General features: G+C 69.5%; 8 protein-coding genes. 3 read left to right on the forward strand and 5 right to left on the reverse strand.

Annotated features, from left to right (window positions below; genetic code table 11):
* Window positions 1–72: 72 nt before the first annotated feature.
* From ACLJPD_RS19625 to ACLJPD_RS19640, 4 genes are all read right to left on the reverse strand, one after another.
* Window positions 73–549 (reverse strand): YbaB/EbfC family nucleoid-associated protein, encoded by a 477-nt coding sequence (locus tag ACLJPD_RS19625; protein WP_410873911.1) that lies wholly within the window; start codon window positions 547–549, stop codon window positions 73–75.
* 97 nt (window positions 550–646) lie between these two features.
* Window positions 647–1,846 (reverse strand): hypothetical protein, encoded by a 1,200-nt coding sequence (locus tag ACLJPD_RS19630; RefSeq protein ID WP_410873913.1) that lies wholly within the window; start codon window positions 1,844–1,846, stop codon window positions 647–649.
* Window positions 1,847–1,862: 16 nt separating this feature from the next.
* On the reverse strand, window positions 1,863–2,609 hold the full coding sequence (locus ACLJPD_RS19635) for a hypothetical protein (RefSeq protein ID WP_410873915.1): 747 nt from the start codon (window positions 2,607–2,609) through the stop codon (window positions 1,863–1,865).
* Between the two features lie 21 nt (window positions 2,610–2,630).
* Entirely contained in the window at window positions 2,631–21,527 is an 18,897-nt protein-coding gene (locus tag ACLJPD_RS19640; RefSeq protein ID WP_410873917.1) for a hypothetical protein, read from the reverse strand.
* Between the two features lie 387 nt (window positions 21,528–21,914).
* Between ACLJPD_RS19640 and ACLJPD_RS19645 the strand changes: the two genes are divergently transcribed.
* From ACLJPD_RS19645 to ACLJPD_RS19655, 3 genes are read left to right on the forward strand one after another with little or no spacing between them, the layout of a single operon-like run.
* Complete coding sequence (locus tag ACLJPD_RS19645; RefSeq protein WP_410873919.1) at window positions 21,915–22,298, forward strand: hypothetical protein; 384 nt, start codon at window positions 21,915–21,917, stop codon at window positions 22,296–22,298.
* A gap of 19 nt (window positions 22,299–22,317) precedes the next feature.
* Window positions 22,318–22,803 (forward strand): DUF6301 family protein, encoded by a 486-nt coding sequence (locus tag ACLJPD_RS19650; RefSeq protein WP_410873921.1) that lies wholly within the window; start codon window positions 22,318–22,320, stop codon window positions 22,801–22,803.
* The gene (locus ACLJPD_RS19655) at window positions 22,800–23,246 is read left to right on the forward strand and encodes a TY-Chap domain-containing protein (RefSeq protein WP_410873923.1); all 447 of its coding nucleotides are present in this window, start codon (window positions 22,800–22,802) and stop codon (window positions 23,244–23,246) included. Before ACLJPD_RS19650 ends, ACLJPD_RS19655 begins: the two co-directional genes overlap by 4 nt.
* Window positions 23,247–23,275: 29 nt before the next feature.
* Here ACLJPD_RS19655 and ACLJPD_RS19660 read toward each other — a convergent pair whose 3' ends face one another.
* On the reverse strand, window positions 23,276–23,593 hold the full coding sequence (locus ACLJPD_RS19660; protein WP_410873925.1) for a hypothetical protein: 318 nt from the start codon (window positions 23,591–23,593) through the stop codon (window positions 23,276–23,278).
* Between the last annotated feature and the right edge of the window lie 43 nt (window positions 23,594–23,636).

Below are 23,636 nucleotides of genomic sequence, written 5' to 3' on the forward strand. Positions count from 1 at the left end.
CTACGGTCTGTCAGATGAATTCCGCATGTACAGAAGCGATCTCGTTGGTGGCGATGGCTGAACCATCTCCGATTACCAGCCCGCGTCGGTAGCCGGACGGGCCGGATCACGGGATCCGTCTTCGTCGCTGGTTGAGAGTCGTTCTCGAGCAGGCGAATTAGGGGGTTCCAGCGATGCCTCCACCGGCTGTGGAATGGCGAAACCGTCCATGTCCTCGACCAATTCGGAGATCTTCGGCAGGCGGGCTCGTTCGCTCTGGATCGGCGCCATCAGCGCCTGCGTCTTGCGGGCCACCTCGGCCGCGGCCTGCTGCGCGGCCTCGGTGACAGCCTTCGCGATCTCGGTATAGGTGAGGTGGTCGACATCGGGGGTGAACTTCGTCTCGATGACCTTGTAGTCGGCGTTGACCGTCACCGTGACCCGTTTGCGCACAGTGGCACTGGCCACGATCTTGGCGCGGTCCTGCTGCACCTGCGCGATCGCGCGCATCTGGGTCTGGACAGTCTCGAGGATGTCCGCCATCTGTGCCTTGGCATGCTCGTTGGCCATACCCGTTTCCCTCCGACTTACGAACCGAAGCTCCCAGCCCGTCGGTTAGCGAGCACATCACACCTGCCACAACCACGCAACAGCACTACCCCGCCCGTCACGTCGCGATGCCCACGGTGTGGGTGCCGAGCGAACCGGCGAGATTCAGCTGGAACCAGGCGGAATCGACGTTGTAGACATCAGCGGGAAAGACGCGGGTGAACGCCTCCCTTGCCACAGCCGCACGCTCGGCGGCCGCGACCAGACCGGGAACCGTCTCCTTCTGCGCCTGCCCCGCTTTCGCGCCGAGCAGGCCGGTCAGCACGTCGACGACGGTCCTGGAGTCCCACATGCCGGGGACGGCGGGACTGAGCGCGTCGGCGCCCGCCGACTGGCCGCGGTACCAGCGGCCACCCTCCCACCAGTAGCAGAAGGTCAGCAGACCGTTCTCGGCGCGGCGGTTGATCACCGGCTCGGCGACCCAGTCGGGGGCGCCGAGGTAGAACTGCGGCATCGGGAGGTCTTTGTTGTAGACGGCGTCGAGTTCCGGTGCGTCCCATACCCCGCCGGAGAGCACCGCACGATCGCCGGGGAGCAGGCACAGGGTGGAGCCGCTGTGCTTCGAGCCCTCGAAGACGTGGAAGGCCGGTGTCACGCGCGGGCCCCACTTGGAGCCCACCGCGACGAACGCGGCCGCGATCAGCGCCCACCGCCGGGCCAGCAGATCGAGCGGCGGGAATTCCACGTCCGGCGCCGACCCGATCGCGCTGCGGCCCGCCGCGGTATCGGCGCGCGCCTGCTCGGCCGCGGCCAGCGGGGAGCGGATCTGCCGGTTGCCGTGGCCGACGTAGGCGGCCAGCCAGATCGGCAGCCGATCGCGCGGATAGATCTCGATATCGGTGCGGTACACCGTCGGTGGGAACAGCTGATCGTCCGGGAACGGTTCGTCGCCGTAGTCGTATTCGACGTTCATCCGGCCGGCGTTGCTCAGGGTGAGCAGGTAGCGCCACCACGGCCCGTCGCCCATCGAGGCGGAAAGGTGCCGGTGCTCACGCAGCAGATCCAGCAGTTCCGGGCTCGGGAACACCCGGGCGAACCGATCCTGCTCGTCGTGGAACACGACCATCGACACCTCGGCCGCCGCCGTCATCGCGAACGAGGCCTCGACCTTGGTCCAGCCCGGCGGACCCAGCGCCGCCAGCGTTTTCGCGATGCGAAGGCTCAGCGCGGTGGCCCGATCCGTGATCCCGTCGTCTTCGACAACCACCCTGGTGAGGGTGAATCCGACATCGGGATCCCCGGCCAGCTCGTCAGCCACTGCGCACTCCTTCTGCCTAATCCTGGTTCTCGCCGTACCGCGCGGTCACGGTACCGGTCTCGTCCCATTCGGTCCGGGTGAGCAGCGCGCCGTCGGGGGCGAAAACGGTTTCTTCCTTGCGAATTCCGGTGGGGAACCACTCACACCAGCGGCCCACCGCGTGCCGATCGGCGTAATCGCCGGTGTAGCGCGGGGTTCCGTCGAGGAACCAGCCGCGCGTCGGCCCGTCGGGGTAACCGTCGGTATAGGTGGACAGCTCGGTGATCGGGCTGCTCGGCGCCGGGCGAAGGAACTGCTGACCGGTGAACGGCTCGCCGCGGTAGTACATGCGGCCTTCCCCGTCGTCCCAGCGCACTGCGGGATCGTCGGCCGCGACGGCATCGGCGGCGATGCCCTTGCGGGTGCGCTCGTCCTCGAATTCGATCAGCTCGCCCGCCTCGTTCCAGCGCGAGTGGGTGAGCAAGGTGCCCTCGATGTCGTAGACGTCCTCGAGGCGGCGGGAACCGTCGGGGTACCACTCCTGCCAGGTGCCGACGGGCCGGTTGCGGTAGAACTCGCCGTTGTAGCGCATGGTGCCGTCGGGGTACCAGCCCGTCCAGTCGCCGTCGCGCTCGCCGTCGTCGTAGCTCCAGTACTCGCGCCAGGTGCCGTCGGGACGGGTCTGGGTCACCGCGCCGCTGTAGGGCTCACCCCGATACGACAACCTGCCGGTCGCGTCGATCGCCACCTCCGGGTCGCTGCGTTCGATCGGATCCTCACTCACCCGCACACCTCTCCGATCGCCTCAGACTCGGTCGCTGAAGATTGTCATCCGGCGTGCCGGATCGGCAACCACGTTACGGATCAGCAGGCCGAGGTCCAGTTCCGGCGGGAGCGAAGGGTAGATCAGCTCACCCATCGGCCTGCCGCCGACCGCGACCGTGAACCGTGTCATCCGCTGCCGCGACCACTCCAAGCCGATGTGCGCGCCATCGGTGATATCGACCGGCTGCGTGCCGACCTGCACCACCAGCCGGTCGGCGAGGCGGTAGAAGATCACCGTCACGCCACCGAGATCGGCGTACAAGCCATCGGCGCCGAGCTGACCCGGCGGCGCGGGCCGCAAGGCACCGGACCGCGGATCGAACTCGGCCAGTACACCACTGCCGTACGGCCGGACGAGCAGCACGATTCGCTCGGTCGGCGACTGATACTCCGGCCGATAGGGCCTGCGGGTATCATCCTGCCCACCGGCGGGCGGCATCACCGGCGGCGGATACATCGGGGCACCACCGTGCGGATTACCGGTACCCGGCTGCTGCCAACCGGGTTGTCCATAGCCCGGTGGATACGGCTGACCGTTCCCCGGAGGGTAGGGCTGACCATTGCCCGGCGAGTACGGCTGACCGTTCCCCGGCGAGTACGGCTGACCGTTCCCCGGCGAGTACGGCTGACCGTTCCCCGGCGAGTACGGCTGACCATTGCCCGGTGGGTAGGGCTGACCGCTGCCCGGCGGATACGGCTGACCGTTACCCGGCGGCTGGGTCACCCACGGTGGGAGTGGTGGCATGCCGTGTCCACTACCCGGCGGAGTCGGCTGAATCGGCCACGACGGCACCGTCGGCTCATTCGGCGGCGGATCCGTCGGTGACGGCTCGCTAGGCGTCTGTTCCGGCGGGCCCGGCGGCACAGGCGGGAACGGTATCTGTGGCGGCAGAGGCGGATTCGTCAGCCCAGGCGGTAGCGGCGGATCCGTCGGCAACGGCGGAACCGGCGGATCCGTCGGCTGTGGAGGCACCGGCGGGTACGGGGGTTCGGGGATCTCCGGCGGGCAGGGAGGTTCGGGGATCTCCGGCGGGCGCGGAGGTTCGGGGATCTCCGGCGGGCGTGGCGGATTCTGCGGCGGGCACGGCTGCTCCGGGGGAAGCGGCGGGAGTGGCGGTCGCGGGGGCTCCGGCGGTTTCTGGGGTTCCGGCGTCAATTCCAGTGGCGGAACCGGCCATTCGACAGCGTCGAACACCGGCACCTCGAGCTCCACCTCGTACTCGTGCGGCGGATGCGGAATATGCGACCGCAAGGCCGACCCCGGCAGTTCCCGACGCACACCAGGCTGATCCCCCTCCGGCGACCGCGGCGACAGCCCCGGCCCACCTGGATCGAACCCCTTGTCCGGATCACCATCACGATCCACATCCGAGTCATCGGACTTGTCCGGATCGCCACCATCGACGTCCACATCCGCGCCGACGGGACGCCGCGCCCCTTCGCCGGGCTCCAATCCATCTCGATCGGATTCACCAGGTTTGCGCGATTCATCCGCACCGACAACAGGATCCGAGTCTGCCGAAGGACGACGCAGCGACCCATCACCCGGTTCCGTCCCAGGCGCACCTGAGCCCTCGGCGTCGAGCTCAGCCGAAGGACGCTGACTCCCCTCGCCGGACCGCGGATCCTGCGAGATACCAGGGTCCCCCGGATCAGTAACCGGGTTCAGCACGACCGGAATTCCGTTGTCGCCGTTGACTTCCGGACCAGCGGGCAATTCCGGGCGCGCCGGCGCACCCGGCACGACGGGTGTCGACGGACCAGGTCGCGACGCACCATTCGGATCCGACCCTGGCACGCCATCGGACTGTCCGGCATCCAGAGCGGTCGTATCCGCACCACCGATCTCGGGATCGGTCACGAACGGCTCGTTGAACAGCGCCCGCAATCGGGCGATATCGGCGGCCCGTCGGCGAATCTCCTCGCGGATCTGCTCGTGCACCACGGCGAGTTTGTCCAGGGTGAGGCGTTCGTGCTTGTCGATGCGGCCGTCGCGGAACCAGTCGTAGACCTTCGCGACCTTCGCGTCGTCGGCGTCGGTGAGGTCGGCGCCGAGCAGGCGGGCGTGATCGCGACCCGGGCCGGGGACAGCGTCTTCGGGCGCGGCAGGCCGTGGCGACCGGTCGCTGAGATCGTCGGCGCCCACTTCGCGCAGGAAGTCCAGGGCATCGCGCGGATGGACCGGTGGGTCGTCGCCGATCGCCCTCGGGTCGGCGTCCGGGTTGTAGACCAGGTTCTCGGCGTAGGGGTCGATCTTCGCCAGCGCTCGCACGTAATCGGCTAGCGGGCCGGTGAGGTCGTCCAGGTCGCCGCGCGCGGCCCGGTTCGACACCGCCTCGGCCAGCGCGACGGCATCCAACGGCAGCCCACCACGTGGCAACCCGAGGTGCGGCGCGAGCGCGTCGCGAGCGGCATCGACGGCGGTCGGGTCGAGCGCACGCAGCAGCTTCGCGTACTCGGTGAGGTCGTCGGCCCGCTGCCGGTGCAGTTCCACCCTGGTCGCGGGATCGGCGAGGCGATCGGCGACCAATTGCGGGCTGAGGTCGCCCGCGTCGACACCGACCCGCAGCGCCAACGCGCTCCGTGCGTTGTGGAGCGCGTTGAAGTTGTCGACCGCGTCGACGCTGAGCGCGTAGTCGACCAGACCCTCGAGCTGCCTGGCCCGCAGCTGATTGGCCCGGTCCAGTTCGGCGAGCAGATCGTTGAGCTGCTCGGGCGACAGGTTCGACGGATCATCGATCCCGAGCCTGCGCGCCACCTCGGCGACCTCGGCGCGTAGCTCCGCCAGCGAACGCGGCTCCGGGACAGCCTGATTCGCCGCATCAGCGACAACGGGCAGGTTCGCCTCCGGGGCGGTGTGGCGGGCGGGCACCTCGACCATCCGCCACGGTCCGCTGCCGTCGCGGACCATGGTCGCGTCGACGGTGCGACCGTCCAGCTCGCCACGCAGGTGCCGCACTTGTGGCGCATCGACTTCCCTGACCCGCACGCGCCCTTGGTCATCGACCCCGACGATCCTGATCTGGATGTCGACCTCACCACGATTGAGCCGGTCGATGAAGGCGGCATCGGCCTCGGCGAGTGCCCGCGCCAACGCGGCTTCGTGTCCCACGCCGGTGTCGACGATCGCGATCGTGCCGTTCCCTGGATCGAGAACGAGCCGGTCGCCGGCATCGCTGTCGGTGAAATCGGCTATCCGCCGGGCGAATTCATCGAGCACCCCGACGTTGCTGTCGAGCTGATCCCGGAGCTTCGCGATCTCGGCGTCGAGATTGTCGACCAGTGCCGCGAGGTCGGCGCCCGCGAGATGCGCCCACGTGGACCGCTCGTCACGCAGCCCCGCGCGACGCAGCGCGTCGTCGAAGATCTTGCGCGCGTCCTCGGCGTGGATGGTCGGTGAGCCACCGTCGTCGCTCAGATCGGGCCAGACGTCGACCCATTCGCCACCGTTGTTCACCCCGCGCCAGTTCAGCATGTCGAAGCTGAACTTCTCGCCCCTGGCCGCGACGACTTCCTTGAGGTAGGCGCCCAGCGGGTCCTTGCTGAAGAAGTTGGCGGGCCGGAACGGGATGTCGGCGTGCTCGGCGTTGAAGAACCGCGCTGCGGCTTCCAGCGCCTGGATGACACCGTCGCGGCGCAGCAGCCGGTATTGCGCCTCGGCGAGTGCGTTGCGCAGACCCTCTTCGCTGAAATCGGTGATCCGCATGCCGAGTTCACGGGCGAGCGCGTCGAGCACGGTGGCGTCGGCGATGCGCTGATTCACGGCGTCGACCACGTCGTGCAGCCATGGCGGCAGCGGCTCGGCGGGCTCGAGCGCCTGTTCCGGTTTGCCGGTGAGCTGTTGTCGCTCATCGCTTTCCGGGGCTTTCTCGGATGCTCTGGCGGCCAGCTCTTCCGGGGTCAGGCTCTCCGGTTCGAGCAGATGCTCGAGGCCCGCATCGCGCAATTCCTGTTCGATCTGGCGACGTAGCTCCGGATCGGCGTCGGAGATCCACGGTTTGTACTCGGTGCCATCGAGATTGCGCAGCGGCAGGAACTCGCCCGCCTGATCGGCGATCCGCGCGGACAGGTGTTTGAGGATGGGCACCAGCTCGCGCTTGCGCCACATCTCGATGCTCTCTTTGAGGATGCGCACCGGGTTGAACTTGAGCTGCAGCTGGTCGTACTCGCCACCGGGTGCGTTGGGTGTCGAGTCCTTCACCGAGGTCAGCGGCAGCCCGGCATCGTGTCCCAGCACCGACAGGCCCGCACTGTCGAGGCTCGACCCCGATGGGTACTTCGGGGTCTCCCCGAGGAACGGCCGGTTGACGATCCGGTCCCAGAGCCTGCGCAGCCAGTTCTTCTTCGGTGTCTCGACCGCCTTCTCGGTGGCGGGTGCCCGCGGGGTCGGCTCGGGCGCTGCCACGGGTTCCAGATGCCAGGCGTCGGGCCCGTCCTCGACCCGCCGCACCAGTGTCCGGTCCCCCTCGACGTCGACGGAGAGCATCCGGTCGTCGAGCTCGGTGCGTGCCAGCCGGTCCAGGTGCGCGAGATCGGCGGCATCGCGGGCCACCGAGGCACGCGAGCGGGCGATGTCGTCGGCCGCGCGGACAAGACCCGGATCGCCGGACAGACCCAGCCGGGCGGCCCATCGCCGCGCGACGGCCTCGCGCACCGCCCGCTGCCGCGGATCGGTGGCGTCCTCGGTATGCCGCACCGCCGAGGCGAACGCCTCGACCGCACCCGCCCGCAACAACTGCCGGTAACGCGCCGCGTCGAGCGAACCGAGATCGGTCAGGTCGACGCCGAACCTGGCGGCGAGCCGGTCGAGCGCCTGCTGCGCGGGTTCCATCCGCGGCCCACCCGGCTGCGCACCATCGTCGGGCGGCAGCACCGCGGACGGACGCAGCGGCTGCGCCTGCGGTGCAGGTTCCGGCTCCGCGCCGAGACCGGGCCGCGAGCCGTCGTCGAGTCCGGCCCGGCGCAGGTCATCGACGATGTCCGTGCGCACCTCGGGGTCACCTTCGACCCGCCAGTGCTCGAGCCCGTCCTGCAGCTGGTCGAGATCGAGCGGGGCGTAATCCTCGGGGTACCGCATCGGCGCACCCAGCTCGGCGTCGGGATCCAGTGCGCTGTCGAGGAAGCCACGGGCCCGCGCCATGTCGGCGATCTCGGCCAGCGCGCCAAGCGGATCGCGCTGGCCGGTGAGGGCCTCACCCAGACCGAACGCGTCGGCGAGCCTGCGCACCCACTCGGCCTGCTCTGGGGTCAGCGGCGGCGCGTCGGTATGGACCGACGGCGGCAGATCGCTGAGATCCCGCAGGAATCGGCGCACGTCATCGAGGAGATCGCTGTGCTGCTGGGCGCGGGTCGGCGGGTCGGCGGGCGTGCCGCTGTCCGGCTGAACCAGATCGGCGTCGCCGGGCACCGCGAGCTCGGCGGGCGGCTTCGGTAGTCCGGAGTCCAGCTGCGACGAACTCTTCGACGGCTCTTCGGGTTCCGGGCTAGGCGCGGTAGGCGGATGCGCAGGCGGCTTCGAGGGCGGGCCACCGGGCGCGGGACCAAGAGCGGGCGGATCGCCGGATTCGTCGTCGCCACGCGATCGGTCGGCACCGTCGCGCGATCCCTCGGCGCCGGTCGACCGTGAGCTCGCCGGGTCATCGCCGGTCGCCGCGGAATCAAGAGCGGCAGGCGGGCGACGCGGCCCCGCATCCTCGCTGGGCGCACCGGGATCGGCGTTCTCCGACCGCACGCCGTTCGAATCGACGGGAGGAGTTCTGTTGTCACCGTTGGCTTCCGGACCAGCTGGCAATCCCGGACGTCCAGGTGCGGTCGGCAGAGTGGGGGTGCCAGGTGGCGACGACCCGTCCGGGTTCGATGTGGACGGTCCATCGAGTGCCGGCCTGTAAGACCCGCCGATCTCGGGGTCGGTGACGAACGGCTCGTTGAGCAACTCGCGCAGCCTGGCGATATCGGCGGCCCGCTGCCGGATCTCGTTGCGGATGTCCTCGTGCACCTGCGCGAGCTGTTCGAGGGTGAGGCGTTCGTGCTTGTCGATGCGACCGTCGCGGAACCACTGGTAGACCTGGGCGACCCGCTGGTCGTCGGCGTCGGTCAGGTCGACGCCGAGCAGGCGGGCGTGATCGCGGCTCGGACCCGGAATCGTGTCCTCGGGCGCTGGTGGCAGCGGCGACCGGTCGCTGAGATCGTCGGCGCCCACTTCGCGCAGGAAGTCGAGGGCGTCGCGATCGTGCACCGGCGGGTCGTCGCCGACGGCGCGCGGATCGGCCGCCGTGTTGTAGACCAGGTCCTCGGCATACGGGTCGACCTCGGCGAGCGCGCGCACATAGTCCGCGAGCGGCCCGGTGAGATCGTCGAGCTCGCCGCGCGCGGCCCGGTTGGATATGGCCTCGGCCAACGCGGCCGCGTCCAGCCCCAGCCCACCGCGCGGCAACCCGAGATGTGGGGCGAGCGCGTCGCGCGCGGCATCGACGGCGGTCGGGTCGAGCGCGCGCAGCAGCTTCGCGTACTCGGTGAGGTTCGTCGACCGCTGACGATGCAGCTCCACCCGGGTCGTGGGATCGGCGAGCCCGCGGGCGATCACCTCCGGCGTGAGCGCCTCCGGGGTGACGCCGAACCGCAACGCCAGCGCGCTGCGCGCCTTGTGCAGCGCGTTGAAGTTGTCGATCGCGTCGGCGCTGCGCGCGTAGTCGACCAGGCCCTCGACCTGCCTGGCCCGCACCTGATTGGCGCGTTCCTGCTCGGCGAGCAGCGTGTCGAGCTGCTCCGCGGACAGGTTCGACGGATCGTCGATACCGAGCCGCTGCGCCACCTCGGCCAGATCGGCACGCACCTCGGCCAGCGAACGTGATTGCGGGACAGGCTGATTCGTGTCGTGTGGCACGGCGGGTAGGTTGGCGTCGGGCTCGGCGCCCTTGGGCGGCAGCTCGACCATTCGCCATGGACCGGCACCGTCGCGCACTGTCGTCGCGTCCACCGGGTGCCCATCGACCTCGGTGCGCAGGTACCGCACCTCGGGCGCGTCGACCTCGAGCAGGTGCACGCGGCCGTTCGCGTCGATCCCGACCACCCGGATCTCGATGTCGATCTCGCCACGGTTGAGCCGGTCGATGAAGTCCGCGTCGGCCTCGGCGAGCGCGCGGGCCAGGGCAGTCTCGTGCCCGGCGCCGGTGTCGACGATCGCGATCTTGCCGTTCTCGGTGTCGACGACGAGCCGATCGCCGGTGTCGCTGTCGTTGAAATCGGCTATCCGCCGGGCGAACTCGCCGAGCACACCGATGTTGTCGTCGAGTTGCGCACGGAGCGCGGCGAGTTCGGCGTCGAGGTTGTTGACCAGTGCCTCGAGATCGGCGCCCGCGAGGTGCGCCCAGGTGGACCTTTCGTCACGCAGCCCGGCGCGGCGCAGGGCGTCGTCGAAGATCTTGCGCGCGTCCTCGGCGAGAACCGTCGAGTCGTTGCCGTCGTCGGCGAGGTCGGTCCAGGGGTTGGGCAGCTCGCCGCCGTTGTTCACCCCGCGCCAGTTCAGCATCTGCAAGCTGAACTGGTCGCCCCTGGCCGCGACGAATTCCTTGAGGTACGCGCCCAGCGGGTCGTTGCTGTGGAAGTTTGCGGGCCGGAACGGGATGTCGGCGTGTTCGGCGTTGAAGAACCGTGCGGCCGCTTCCAGCGCCTGGATCACCCCGTCGCGACGCAACAGCCGGTACTCGGCCTCGGCGATCGCCTTGCGCAGCCCCTCCTCGCTGTAATCGGTGAGCCGCACCCCGAGTTCGTTGGCCAGCGCCTCGAGTACGGTGGCGTCTGCGATGCGTCCGTTGACCGCGTCGACCACCTCCCGCAGCCACGGCGGCAGCGGCTCGGCGACGGGGGTAACTTCCTCCCCTTTACTCGAAATCTGCACCGGCTCATCGGATTCCGGGAGTTGCTTCGACTCGGCCGCGGCCAATTCCGCGGGCGTCAAGCTCTCGGGTTCGAGCAGATGCCTCAGACCCGCGTCACGCAGGTCCTGTTCGATCTGACGACGCAGCTCCGGATCGGCATCGGAGATCCACGGCTTGTACTCGCTGTCGTCGAGGTTGCGCAGTGGCAGGAACTCGCCGGCCTGATCGGCGATTCGCGAGGACAGGTGCTTGAGAATCGGCACCAGCTCGCGGTTCTGCCACATGAGCACACCCTCTTTGAGGATGCGTGCCGGGTTGAACTTGAGCTGAAGCTGGTCGTACTCGCCGCCGGGCGCGTTGGGCGTCGAATCCTTCGTCGTGGTCAGCGGCAGCCCGGCGCCGTGGCCGAGCACCGACTGACCGGCACCATCGATACTCGATCCCGACGGATACTTCGGGTTCTCGCCGTAGTGACCACGATTGACGACCCGGTCCCAGAGCTTGCGCAGCCAGTTCTTCTTCGGTGCCACCTCGACCGCCTTGTCCGCGGTCGGTCTGAACGGCGCCGGTTCGATGCGCGCGAGTGGTTCGAGATGCCAGGCATCTGGCCCGTCGGCCACCAGCCGCACCAGGATCTTCTCGCCCTCGATGTCCATCGACAGCACGCGGTCATCGAGATCGTTGCGCAGCAACTGATCCAGATGCGCCATGTCATCGGCGTCGCGCGTCACCCCCGTCCGCAATCGGTTGATGTCGTCGGCGGCGCGGACGAGACCGGGGTCGGCGGGCAGTCCGAGCCGGGCGGCCCAGCGCCGGGCGATGGCCTCGCGCAGCGCCCGCTGTTGCGGATCGGTGGCGGCCTCGGCATGCCGGACCGCGGCGGCGAACGCCTCGACCGCACCAGCCCGCAACAACTGGCGGTACCGCGCGGCATCGAGGGAACCCGAATCGGTGGGGTCCACGCCGAACCTGGCGGCCAGGCGATCCAGTGCCTGCTGCGCGGGCTCGACCCGCGGGCTGCCGGGCTGGCGCACACCGTCTTCCGGCGGCAGTATCGAGGACGGCTGCACCGGCGTGGCCTGTGGGTTCGGCTCCGGTTCGGTGCCGAGCGCGGGGCGGGCGTCGTCGTCGAGTCCGGCCAGCCGCAGTTCCTCGGCCATCTCGGCCCGCACCTGCGGATCGCCCTCGACCCGCCACTGGTCGAGGCCGTCCTGCAACTCGTCGACGTCGAGCGGTTCGTAGTCGTCCGGATACCGCATGGGCTTGCCGAGTTCGGCGTCGGGATCCAGTGCGCTGTCGAGGAATCCGCGCGCCCGCGCCATATCGGCGATCTCGGCCAGCGCCCCGAGCGGATCACGCTGACCGGTGAGCGCGTCACCGAGACCGAGGGCTTCGGCGAGCCTGCGGACCTGCTCGGCCTGCGCCGACGTGAGCGGTGGCGTGTCGACGGTTGTCGAGGGCGGTAGATCGCTCAGTTCCTGCAAGAACTGGTGGACGTCGTTGAGGAAATCCCTGCGTTGGTACGCGCGATCGGGTGCGTCGCCGACGTCGACACCATCGGTGACCGGCTGATCCAGCGCGGCGTCGCCGGGCACGGCCAGTTCGGCGGGTGCCTTCGGCGGGCCGGAGTCCAGCGGCGACGAATTCTGCGCGGGCTCTTCGGGTTCCGGGCTCGGCGCCATCGGCGGACGCGACGGCGGCTTGGACGGCGGCCCGCCGGGTGCCGTCTGTGCTGGGGGCGGATCCCCCGAATCGTCGTCCCCGTCGCGGGAACCGTCGTTGTCGCGTGAACCGCCCTCTGCGCGCGCACCGTTGACGCCCTCGCCTGTCGACCCGTCTCCACGGTTCTGCGTCGAGGCCCCACCCTGCCGTTCGACCGCGGCGGCGAACCTGGCGGCCATTTCCGCACGGGCGGCATCGAATTCCTGCTGCGCCCGCAGATACGACTCGAGTGCCTGCGCGTCGGCCAATGCTTCGGCGTCGAGCTCGTCCGGCCGTGTCTGCGCGGCCTGGGCGAGTTCGGCACGCAGCGCGTCGAACCGCTGCTGCGCGGCGAGATAGGACTCGAGCGCGGCCAGGTCGGCGGCGCGCACCGCGAAATCCGCCTCGGAGTCGTTGCCACGCCGCGCGGCGGCCTCCGCGTCCCTGGCCGCCAACTCCTCGAATCGGGTCGCGATCTCGGCCTGCGCGGCGTCGAAATCCCGCTGGGCGCGCAGGTACGACTCCAACGCGGCCAGATCCGCGTCGACACCGTCGAGATCACGTAACGCCTCGTCCAGCCCGGCATCGGCTCGGTCGCCGCGGCGCTCGTCGGCCTGGTCGTGCAGCTTGTTCTGGCGTTCGACGGCGTCGTCGATCATCGCCAGCGGATCGACCGGCTCGCCCGGTCCGACCAGGTCGTCCAGCGAGGGCATCGGTTCGGCCAGTTCGTCGGCGACCTCGTCCAGCTTGCGCATGGCCTGGTCGAGCTTCGCATCGGCTCGATTGTCGAGGTCGGCACCGCGTTCGGGCGGAACCTCGGCATCTGGTCGACCCGAATCCGGTTGCGGGCCAACGGGTCGCGGTCCACCATCCGGCTCGACGCCAGCCGGCCCGGCGGGCAACCCGCGCCGCGCCTCGGGCAGCTCGTCTGGCCACGGGCCCGGGTGCTCCCTGGCCGGAGAGCCCGGCGCGGGCGGCAGGTCCGCCACCGGCCGGTAGAACTCGTCGGTGAGCGCCTTCAGCTGCTCGAGCTGCTCGGTCCTGAGACGGATCTCCGCGCGGATGGCCGCGATCTCGGCGGCCAGCTCCGCCGGGCTCAGGCCCTCGTGGTTCTCGATCTTGCCGTCACGGTAGGCCTCGTAGATCTCGACGAACTTCGCGTCGTCGGCGGTGGACACATCCACTCCGACCAAACGCGCCCAGTCCCGATTCGGCTGTGGCCGTGGATCATTCGGGTCGACCGGCTCGTCCGAGCCATAGGCGCGGGCGAGGTTGTCGGCGACCTGGGCGGCGAAATCGACCGGGTGCGCACCGGGCTCGGCGGCAGCGACTACATCGCGCAGGCCGTGGATCGCATCGCGGTCATAGATGTGGGGGTCGCCGGTGGTGCGCGGGTCCGCCGCTCTGGTGCCCGCGGGGTGGTCGGTGTAGGGGTCGATTCGCAGCAGCGCGTCGGCATAGGCGGCCAGCGCCGTTCGAGCGTGATCACCCGCGCCGAGCCGATGCATCCGTGTGACGAGCTTGCGCAGTTTGGCCGGGTCGACGCCGGTGTCGGCCGGGCCGACCTTCGACCGGCCAGTGAGTGGGTCGGTCTTGCTGACCTTCGGTCGCAGTGCCTCCGGGTTACCTGGGCTCAGTGCCTCGATCAACGCTTCCTGCGCCGCCCTGACCGCGGCCTCGTTGACGTTGCGCAGCTGCTGGGAGTACCCGGCGGTCTTGCTCGGGTCGCGCTGCTGCCCGTCGAGCAGATCCTCGAACTGCTGCTGGCGTGTGCCGCGCCGCTGCTTCGGGTCGGTCAGTGCCTCGGCGATCCGCCTCGGCGTGAGCTCGCCCTCCGGGATGCCGAGCCGCGTCGCCAGCTGACCGCGCGCATCGCCGACCAGGTTGAAGGTCTCGATGTCGGCCATCGTGCGGGCGTAGTCGGACAGTGCCTCCGCCTGCCCGGCGCGCACCGCGTTGTCCAGGTGCAGTGCGCGCACTGTGGCATCGATGTTGTCCGGGTGCAGCGCGGTGGGCCCGAGGTTCAGTTGCCGTGCCAGATCAACGATCTCGCGCACCATGTCGGCCCGGTCGCGCGGAGCGGGCGGCGGTTCCGGCGTCGGCTGGACCGGCCGCCACTGGCCGTCCTCGTCGCGCATCATCGTCACCTGTAGTTCGGCGCCGTCTATGGTGCGCCGGATGTGCTGCACCTCCGGGGTCGCCACCGGGTCGAGGAACTGCCTGCCCGCGCCGTCGGCGTGCACGGCCCGGAAGTCAGGGCGCAGCACCCCGTTGTCGATGTCGATCGCCAGCTCCGGGTTGTCCCGCAGCGCGCGGGCCAGCGCCTCCTCGCGACCGAGCGCACCGTCGACGACCAGCAACCGGTCCGGCCCACCGTCGGCGTCGGGCACCCGCGCGACCTGATCACCGTAGGTCCTGCCCACCGGTTCGGCCCCGTCGCCCTGCAAAATCGGCTGCGCGGCGGCGATGAAATCGGCGAGGTTCTGCGCCCGCTGCCGCGCCGCGTCCCGCAGTTCGCCCAGCGTCGGATCCATCCGGTCGCCCGACAGATCGCTCAGATCACGGCCGAACATCGATGCCCAGCCGGACAATTCGTCACGCAGCTGGTCGCGACGCAGCGCGTGTTCGAAGAACTCCCGCGCCCGCGCCTCGTCCCGGCCCGGCTCCCGATCGTCGGAGAAACTCGCCCATTCGGGCAGCCGATCCGCGCCGTTGCCGACCCGGTCGTAGTCGCGCAGCGAGGTGACACCCTCGAAGGCGACGATCAGGTCGCGCAGGAACCTACCCAGCGGGTCGTTGTCGAGGAAGCTGACCTCCCGCGAGAACGGCACCGGGCGTGGCGTACTGGTGTCACCCCAGTGGCTGCGCCGCGGTTCGGGGGCACCCGGTTCGTCGTCGAACTCGTCGTAGTCCTCACGCGGTTCGTCCGAGTCGATCGCACGCCGCTGGTCCGGTTCCGGCAGCGTGCGCCCGTCGGGCGCCTGCGCGGGGTCGGCGGGATGATCGGCGCGCCGGTACGGGCGGGTCTGTTCCTCGTCGGCTCGCCGCGCCGCGTCGGCCAGGCCCTCGATCGCGCCGATCTCGCGCAACAGCCGGTGGGTCTGCCGGTCGATCGCCTGGCGGATCTCCGCGGGCCCGTCACCACGGAGGTGGATGCCGAGACGGTCCGCCATCTCGGTCAGCGTCTCGCCCTCCGCCGGCGGCCCCGACTGCTCCGGGCTGGAATCCACGGGCGGGATCGTCGCGTCCTCCATCGCCCGCGCCTCGTCGGTGTCGATGAGCCCGTTGAATTCCAGATCGTCGATCAGATCCTGGCGCAGCTGCGGATCGCGGGCGTTGTCGAACAGTTCCCGCAGGATGCCACGGACCTCGTCGGCATCCATCCGGTTGGCCCGCAGCTCGCTGACCACGGTGTCGCGCACCGCATTCGGGTCGGCATCGGAGATCCACGGCCGGTACTCGGTGCCGTCGGGGAAGTACACCGGTCGGTAATCGCCCGCCGAATCCGCCTCGCGCCCCAGCAATCCGCCGATGACCGGAATGTGCTCACGGTTGTGATACCAGGTGAGGCCCTCGCGGCCGATCCGCGCCACATTCAGCGCGGGATCGCCGGGCCCCGGCGGCGGTGCGCTCATCACCGGACCATCCACCGGCGGCGGTGCGGGCTGCGCCGGTGTCGGCGCCGGATCGGAGATCAGTTGCGCCGCACCGGTCACGCCGTCGCGCATCGCGGTCTGGCCACGGTGATCGAGGTTGGATCCGGAAGGGTACTTGAGGTTCAGGCCTTGATAGCCGGCATTGAGATCATCGACCAGCTTCCGCAGCGCATTCCGGTTGTCGACTTCGGGAATATCAGCGTTGTTGCGCGCGGGCGCATTCTGCGTGGCCTCGTCGCCGTCGTTGCGCGCGACCACCCACTCTCCGTCGGCCAGCCGGACATGTAGTGCGACGACCTCCCCGTCGTCCCCGAGCTCGATCCGCACCTCACGTTCCGGCGGCTCGGGCTCGGCGAAATCGGGCTCAGGCCGCGTGGATTCGTCGTCGTCGCCCATCCAGTCGGTGCTGTCGTCATCGGTGTCCGGCCGGCCCGGCGGATCCACGTTGTCGTCGGGCACATCCATGTAGTCGGTGGTGACGTCGTTGCCCGCGGGCCGATCGATCGTGGCGGGATCGGTGTCGAAGGGCAACGGGACGTCGGCGAGCAGGTCGACGCCGTCGCGGTCGAACAGCAGCTCGGTGACGGTGACCTTCCCCTCGGCATCGGCGTGCACCAGCCGATACTCGACCCGAAGGGTGCCGTCCTCCATGGCCGCGCGCAGCTGGGCCACCGCGTCGCGGATCGCCCGGCCTTGCGGACTGTCGGGGTCGATGCCACGTTCGAGCATCTGCTCGGGCGTCTCGTTGAGCAAGCGCACGAGGTTGCGGTCCTTGTTCAGGATGTGGCGCAGGTATTCCGGTGAACCCTGTTCGGCGCTGATGACTTTGGAGCCACCGAGCGTCGACCCGACACCCTTCGCCTCGACGATCAACAGTGTCGGTCCCGAGTCCCCGTCCGCACGCGGGACGAACGACGCGATATCGAGCACGCCCGCCCCGTCGAACGCGCCCTCGAAGGGCGAGAGCTTCACCGCGCCCGGCCGGGCATCCGGATCGAGGGCGTAGTCGAGACCGGCCAGCTCACCGAGCTTCTTGGAGACCTCGACCATGTCGCGTCCGAGGTCGTTGTAGTCGGTGGCGACGTCCTGCAGGTCGTCGAGCAGCTCGAGCTTGCGGGTCCGTTCCTGCTCGCTCAGCGTGGTGTCGGCGCGCAGTTCCTGACGTAGTCCCTTGATCTTCTCCGACAGCGCCTTTGGTGCGAGTTCGTGCTTGTCCGTCAGCCCGAACTCTTTCATGAGCTTGCCGAGCTCTTTGCCGGTGTTGTCCCGCTCGGTCTGCAGTGCGAGACGCCGATCGGAGGCCTCGCTCAGCTCCGCCGCGCGATCCGGGTCCCGCATCTCGTGCGGCTCCGAATCGCCCTTCTGCGCGCGATGCTGGTATTCGCCGCCGGTGAGGTGGTCCTTGACGAACCCGCCGGAGTCGTACAGCCGGAAGTCGACATTGCGTTTGGTGCCGGGCGGATCGTCGTTGTGATGCCAGGTGCCGTCCGGGTCACGGAAGCTGTCCGGCCGGTCGCCGGGCCGATGCAGATTCCCGTCGTCCCCACGTTCCATGCCGGGCGGCACCGGATCGTCGTCGCCCATGAAGTCGATCTCCGCCGGGTATTCAGGTGAGACCAACCGGGGTTCGGTGGGATTGCCGTCCCTGGCCGCCTGTTCGAGATCGGCATGGCGCAACGGCTCGACCTTGGGGGCGCCTTCTTTGATGATGTGGCCCGCGGTGCTCTCCGTGCCCTGCACCACCCGCGTGCAGTTGGCACAGCAGGGTGCTTCTACGCCACCGCTGGGGACGAACGGTGAGTTGAGAATGGTGGCCAGGCCGTCGAAATCGGTCGGCAGCTGATCGTCCGGCCCGCGCTGCTGGTTGAGCAGTTCCCGGTCGTGCAGGGCGGCGTTGGTGCCGCGCACCTCGGCATGGCCCAGCGGGTTGTCCACATGCGGGAAGTGTGGAGGCTCACCGCCGTCGCGGTAAACGACGGCGGGGTCCTGGTAGCGGGCGACGTTGTCGTGCAGCGTCGGATGCAGGTCGCTGGGGTGGATGCGCTGCTCGGCGGTGCCATTGGCGGCTTCGTAGACGCGACCGGTCAGGCGGTCGATGGTGATGGACGTGACGTGTCCCCGCCGCTTTCCGGGCAGCCGCTCGGCTTCGGCCTTCGCCAAGCGCTTGGCAGGCGAATTGCCTGCTTCGGCTTCGGCCTTGTCGGCGGCCAGGAAATTGTCGAGGTCGGTCTTGGCCGCCGCTGCCTGATCCTTGGCGTCCGCGACGCCGGCCTCCGCGCGCCGCACCCCGTCCGCGGCTTGCTCGGCGGCGCGGTCGAGCGCGTCGGCGTCCTCGGCGCCGCGGCTGCGTGCGTCCGCGGCGGCCTCGACAGCGCGGGTGTGTGCTGCCTGGGCACCCTTGAGGGCCATCGCGGCGTCGCGCACCGCCCGACCCTTGTCGGACTTCGCGGTTTCCAGTGCCTTCTGCTGTGCCTTGTGCTGCTCATAGTCGGCGACCAGGGCCGCGTCCGGTGTGGCCGCGGCGACGAACGCCTGGCCACGCTCTTCACTGAGCCAGTGGGAGAACTCGTCGATCGGTTTATCGCCGACATGGGTGATCCGGGGCGGATCGCCCGCGGTCCGCACCTCCGGGTTGTTCGGATCCAGCGCGCCGAGCACATGCGCATCCACACCAGGCGTCCGGCTGAACGGCGCGTTGGCGGTCCCTGTCACCGGTTCGAGATACGACATCGCGGTCCGAACGGGCGGTGGGTCCTGGCCGCTCATGAAGTCGACGAGCTCGCGATCCAGTGGTGGACCGTCACCGTCGAGCGGGTCACGAGTATCGACCGGATCGGAATCCGTTCTCGGCGGCGTTGTTTCGCCGGGGGTCGTCGCGGACTCCGGGCTGAACGTGCGCCACTTGCCACCGCGATCGACCACCGGATCGGAGCCCGGCTCCCGCCGCACACCGACTCGATCGGTCGGTGCGGTGACATCGACACCGAGCTGGTCGGCGATGTACTGCGCCCAGCCCTTGCTGTTGCCCGCGCCACAGGAAATCAACCGGACAGGGGTTCCCGGAACGTAATTCGGGTTGCCGCGGATCGCGTCGACGATGTCGCGCGGGTGGACCGCGTCCCCGTTGCCCGGCGTCACCGAACCGTCGCGTCGTCCGTGCACGACCACGTCGTGGGAACCGTTGTTTCGGACGTTCTCGCTCACGCGGTGTGTGCGGGCGTCCTCACCGATGGCCGTGCCGGTCGGATGGTGGACAACGCCTTGACCATTGGGCAGGCGGGTGTCGTACACCGGGCCGCTGTCGTTGTCGTCGGGCCGCGGCTGCCTGCGGTCGTCCCCGCCGTCGGCGCGATCACGCGGCCCGGCGGTGTCGTCGGTGCCCGCTCGGCCGGGGCGGTTCGCTTCCGGTCCCGACCGCGCGGGGCTCGCTCCCTGGTCGGCCCCGACGATCGGCACCACCGGCGCAATCTCGGCCAGCGGATCGGCTTCGGACCTGACTTCGGAATCCCGTGAGCGAACCGGCTCGGCGGTGACGTCGGACTCGCCGGAACGCACCGGCGGCGCCTCGCCGGGCGAGGCCTGCAATCCCCGCAAGGGCGTCTCGGCGAGGCCCGCTCCCCGCTGTTCGCCCACGTCGGCGCGGCTTTCACCGTCGGGACGGCTCGTCGACGCACCGGAATCCTCGCCGTTCCTCGTCGGATCGGCCACCGCGGACTCGTCGACTGCCGGGCTGTCGGTCCTGACTTCCGGTGTGCCGGAACGGATGTCGGAGCCGACTCCCGCCCCGTCCGGCACGCCGGACCGAACTTCCGGCGCACCGGGACGCGCCGACTGCGACCCCTGGTTCGGCGTCGACTGCTGGCCCGGTGTCGACTGCTGTCCGGGGGTCGATTGTGTTGGCGCAGAAGTTGATTGGGTCGGCGTCGCAGCGGGTTGGCTGGTTGTCGGCGTCGCCGCCTGCCCGGTGACCGGTGCCTGCCCGGTCGCGCCGGGCGACGGTCCCGCCGTCGCCGCGGGCCCGGCACCCACCACACCCGCGGCGACCGGCGCCCCGGCCTGCGTGGTCGTGTCCCGGTTGGTCGCCTGAGTGTCGTTGCCCTGCGTGACCGGCTGGCCACTCGCCTGCGCGTCGGTGCGCGTACCCTCGCCGACGCTCGCGCCATCGGCCTGCTCGGCCTCGCCCGCCCGCGATTTGTCCTGACCGGAATCCGTCTGCGCCGCAGGGCTTTCCCCTTCGGCACGGGTACCGCCGTCCTGTTCGGCGCGGGGACCGCCGTCCTGGCGACCGCCGTCACCGCCTTGCGCTTCGCCGCCCTGCGCCTCGGGCCTCGACTCCTGCCGCCCCGCACCCTCGCCGCCATCGGCCGAGGACTGCCGGTCGTCACCGGACTGCTGATTCGCCTGTCCCTCATCGGAATTCGTCGGTCCTTGGGCTTCGCCCTCGGGCGACTGCGCGCTACCGGCGGGGCGCACCGACTGACTGTCGTCACCGGCACCTGCCCGCGACTCATCCGAACCCTCGCCACCCATGGTGTCGTCGCCGGCACCAGCCCGCACACCGTCGTCACCACCCGCCCCGGTCGCGTCGTCGTCGGCACCGGCCCGATTTTCTCCCCCACCACCGGGACGGTTGGACGACCCGTCGCCGCCGGCGCCGTCGCTCTGCCCGAACGTTCCGAGGTCGTAGCCGGGACCCATGGCATCGCGAATCTGCGAGCTGAAGCTGGGCCGCTCGAACAGACCTGGCTTCATCGCCGACCACGCGGAATTCGCCCCGGCCTTGTTCAGGCCCGAAAGTCCGCCGTTGGTAGCACCCGCACTCCACATGAGCGGGTCGGACGCCGCGGTTTTCAGGTTGTTCCAGGCCTGGTCCCAGCCCTGGGTGACGCCCTCGTACCCGAACTGGCCCAGCATGCCGCCGCCCGCGCCTGCCAGACCGGCACCGGTGCCGGTGATCGCACCCTTGAGCCACGGCGACATCCCGTCGCCGAGCCGCTTACCGAGGAAATTGCCGAACGGACCGGCCGCCAGGCCACCGGCGGCGGAACTCACCGCGGCCGCCTTCACCTGGTTCCAGTCGACCTCCTTGCGGTGGCCCTGATCCACCTGCCACTGCTGCGCACCGAGTTCCTGCAGTGTGCCCAGCGTTGTGTCGATCGCCACGTGCTGGGCGGCGAACTTCAGGACCCTGGTGATCACCGCCTTCGCGCCGTGGCGCAGGATCGCCGCCAGCACGCGTCCGAAGATTCCCCGCGCGATGATGCGGGTCACGCCGATCGCGGCCGCCTGCACCGCGGGCGCGGTCGGCGGAAACACCCACGCCGCAGCGATTTCCAGCGCCAGCAAGCCCAGCGACGACAGGAACATGATCTTGGTGTATTCGATCTCGGTGCCGGTCTGATAGACCGAATCGCCGAGGATGTCGAACAGTTCGGCCAGCTTGGTCACCGACTGGTCGCCGCGGGCCATCCCCTCGAAGGCCTTGAGCATCTCATCGACGCCCTCGCCCTGCGGATATGCCTTGAACGCAGCATCTTTGGCGGCATCGACGTCGTCGACCAGGCCGCGAAGACTGTCTGCGGCCGCGCGCCAGTCCTCGGCCATGGCCCACATCTCGTCTTCATTGCCCTCCGGCCACTCCATGCCGGCAAGAATCGAGAGCCAATGCAGCCCAGAGGGGAGATCGATCATGGAGCGCTACGTCACCAACTCGAGTCCGTGAACGTCGCCATCGCCCCTCATCCCTCAATAGTGATGCCCGGTCGAGCACACCACAACTCGTTCACCGCCGCAACAACTGTGTCAGGCACCGGCGAAGCCGCGGTGACGACAAAATGAACGCCGGACGGCCGAAACCGACCCCGCGCCGCCCTCGTCGACCTGCCCGCGCGGGCGACTTGACGACCAGCCGGTCCGGGCGAAGGATCGGGGTCGGCGGCTCGCCGAAGTGCAGGCGAGCGGCGGGCATCCGCGCCGACAAGCACGGGCGCCCGGCACAGCCTCCGGGAAATCGAGAACGGGACGCACGCAATGGAATTGAAGCCGGTGGCGATGTACCGCGAGATGTACGAGCGCGGGCACGACGAACTGCCCTCGGTATTCGACGCGCCCACCGGCACCGTCGAGGGCGACCGCGACCGGATTCTGAACTACATGCGCAAGGTCCGCGCCATCTTCGACGTCATGGGCGAATCCCCTGACCTGTTCACCAGAGACGCCGACATCGAGGGCGGCCCCTCCCTGTACTCCGACGGCGTCTGGATCTGGCGCGAGGACTCGCTGCGGTACCTCGCTGAGCAGCCCCTCACCCTGCCCGCCGAGTTCGTCGAGCGCGTGCGCTCCTTCGACTACACCCCACAGTCCTTCGACACCCGCGATCCCGCCTTCGACGCGGCGTTCCTGGCGTATTTCTGACCATGAGGGAAGGCACCGAATGACGAACTGGCACGCGATGCCCGCCGACGAAGCAGGCGAGCTGGCGGGCGCACTGCACGCACTCGACTGGTCGTGGGCCCTCGATGACGCCCCGGCCGTCGTCGAGAAGTTCGGTTGGCACACCATCTCCAGCCGACCGCGCCGGATCATGCTCGACATCGGGTTCGGCCCGGACAGCGGCACGATCCGCGCCAAGAACGGCCAGGTCACCGGGATCGAACTGCAACTAACGGACTTTGCCGACGCGGGCGAGAACGCCGAGGTCTCCGCGGCTTTCGACAGCATCGCCGCAGCCGTCTCCGCCAAACTCGGCGAGCCGACCGCGCGCGTGGCCGGTCCGCCCCCGCAGTACCGGTGGGCCGGGGCCGAGGCCACGATCCTGCTCGAACGCTCCGCCGCCTCGGTGTGGCTGTATCTGGTCACCAATGCGCGACTGGCCGCCGACGATCGCAATATCGCGCTCGACGAGCAGGGCCTGCTGTGACCGACTGGGCCGAGTTCGCCCGTGGGCTCGCCGCCGAACTCGCGGCCGCACCCGAGACCACGGTGCTGGTGATCGGCGAATCGGCGGCACCGGGCGCACGACGTTTCGCCCAGTTCCGCAAGACCGGCGACGCGGTGTCCGCCGAACTCACCGGCGACGAATGGCTCGAGCCCACCTTCCGCCCCGACCACGACGGCACATGGGCCATCACCGAGGCTGGCTGGCGCGCTCCCGACGAAGCTCATATGGGCAACTGGTGGATCGAATTCCCCTGGCCGGTAGCCACCGACGACTACCAGCGGCTCGCCGCGATCACCGTTGTCGGACTCCGCGACGGCTTCGGCATCGACTCCCCGCTGACGCTGGTCTACCAGGGGTGGGTCGAGCAGGCCGGAAACAGCGACCTGCATCTGCCCGGCCTCGGCATCCCCGACGCGAGTTGACCGACTTCCGAACCCCGAGCTGGGAACAGCTACGTCAGTCCGTCGCGGTTGCCCTTTTCCATCTTGTCGATGTAATCGGCGCTCTCGGTCTGGCCGTCGGCGAAATCGCCCATGGACTTGGCCATGGTCTTCACGTTGTCGCTGGTGTTGGTCCAGGAGGAGTCGTAACCGTCGTTGCCGCCGGGGCCGTCGTTGAAGCTCTTACCGAGTTTGTCGTTGCCCCAGACATTTCCGCGACCGTTGAGCGAGGCGTTCAGTGTGTTGATGATGCCGGTGAGTTGGGTGCCGACACTGCGCGACTTGCCCGCCGCGGTCCGAAAGTCATCGGCGTCGTATTCGAATGTCATCGCGCTCATCCCTCCACAAGTGATGCCTGTCGAGCACATCACA

This window comes from Nocardia sp. A7 (assembly GCF_046549215.1).
Lineage (GTDB): Bacteria > Actinomycetota > Actinomycetes > Mycobacteriales > Mycobacteriaceae > Nocardia.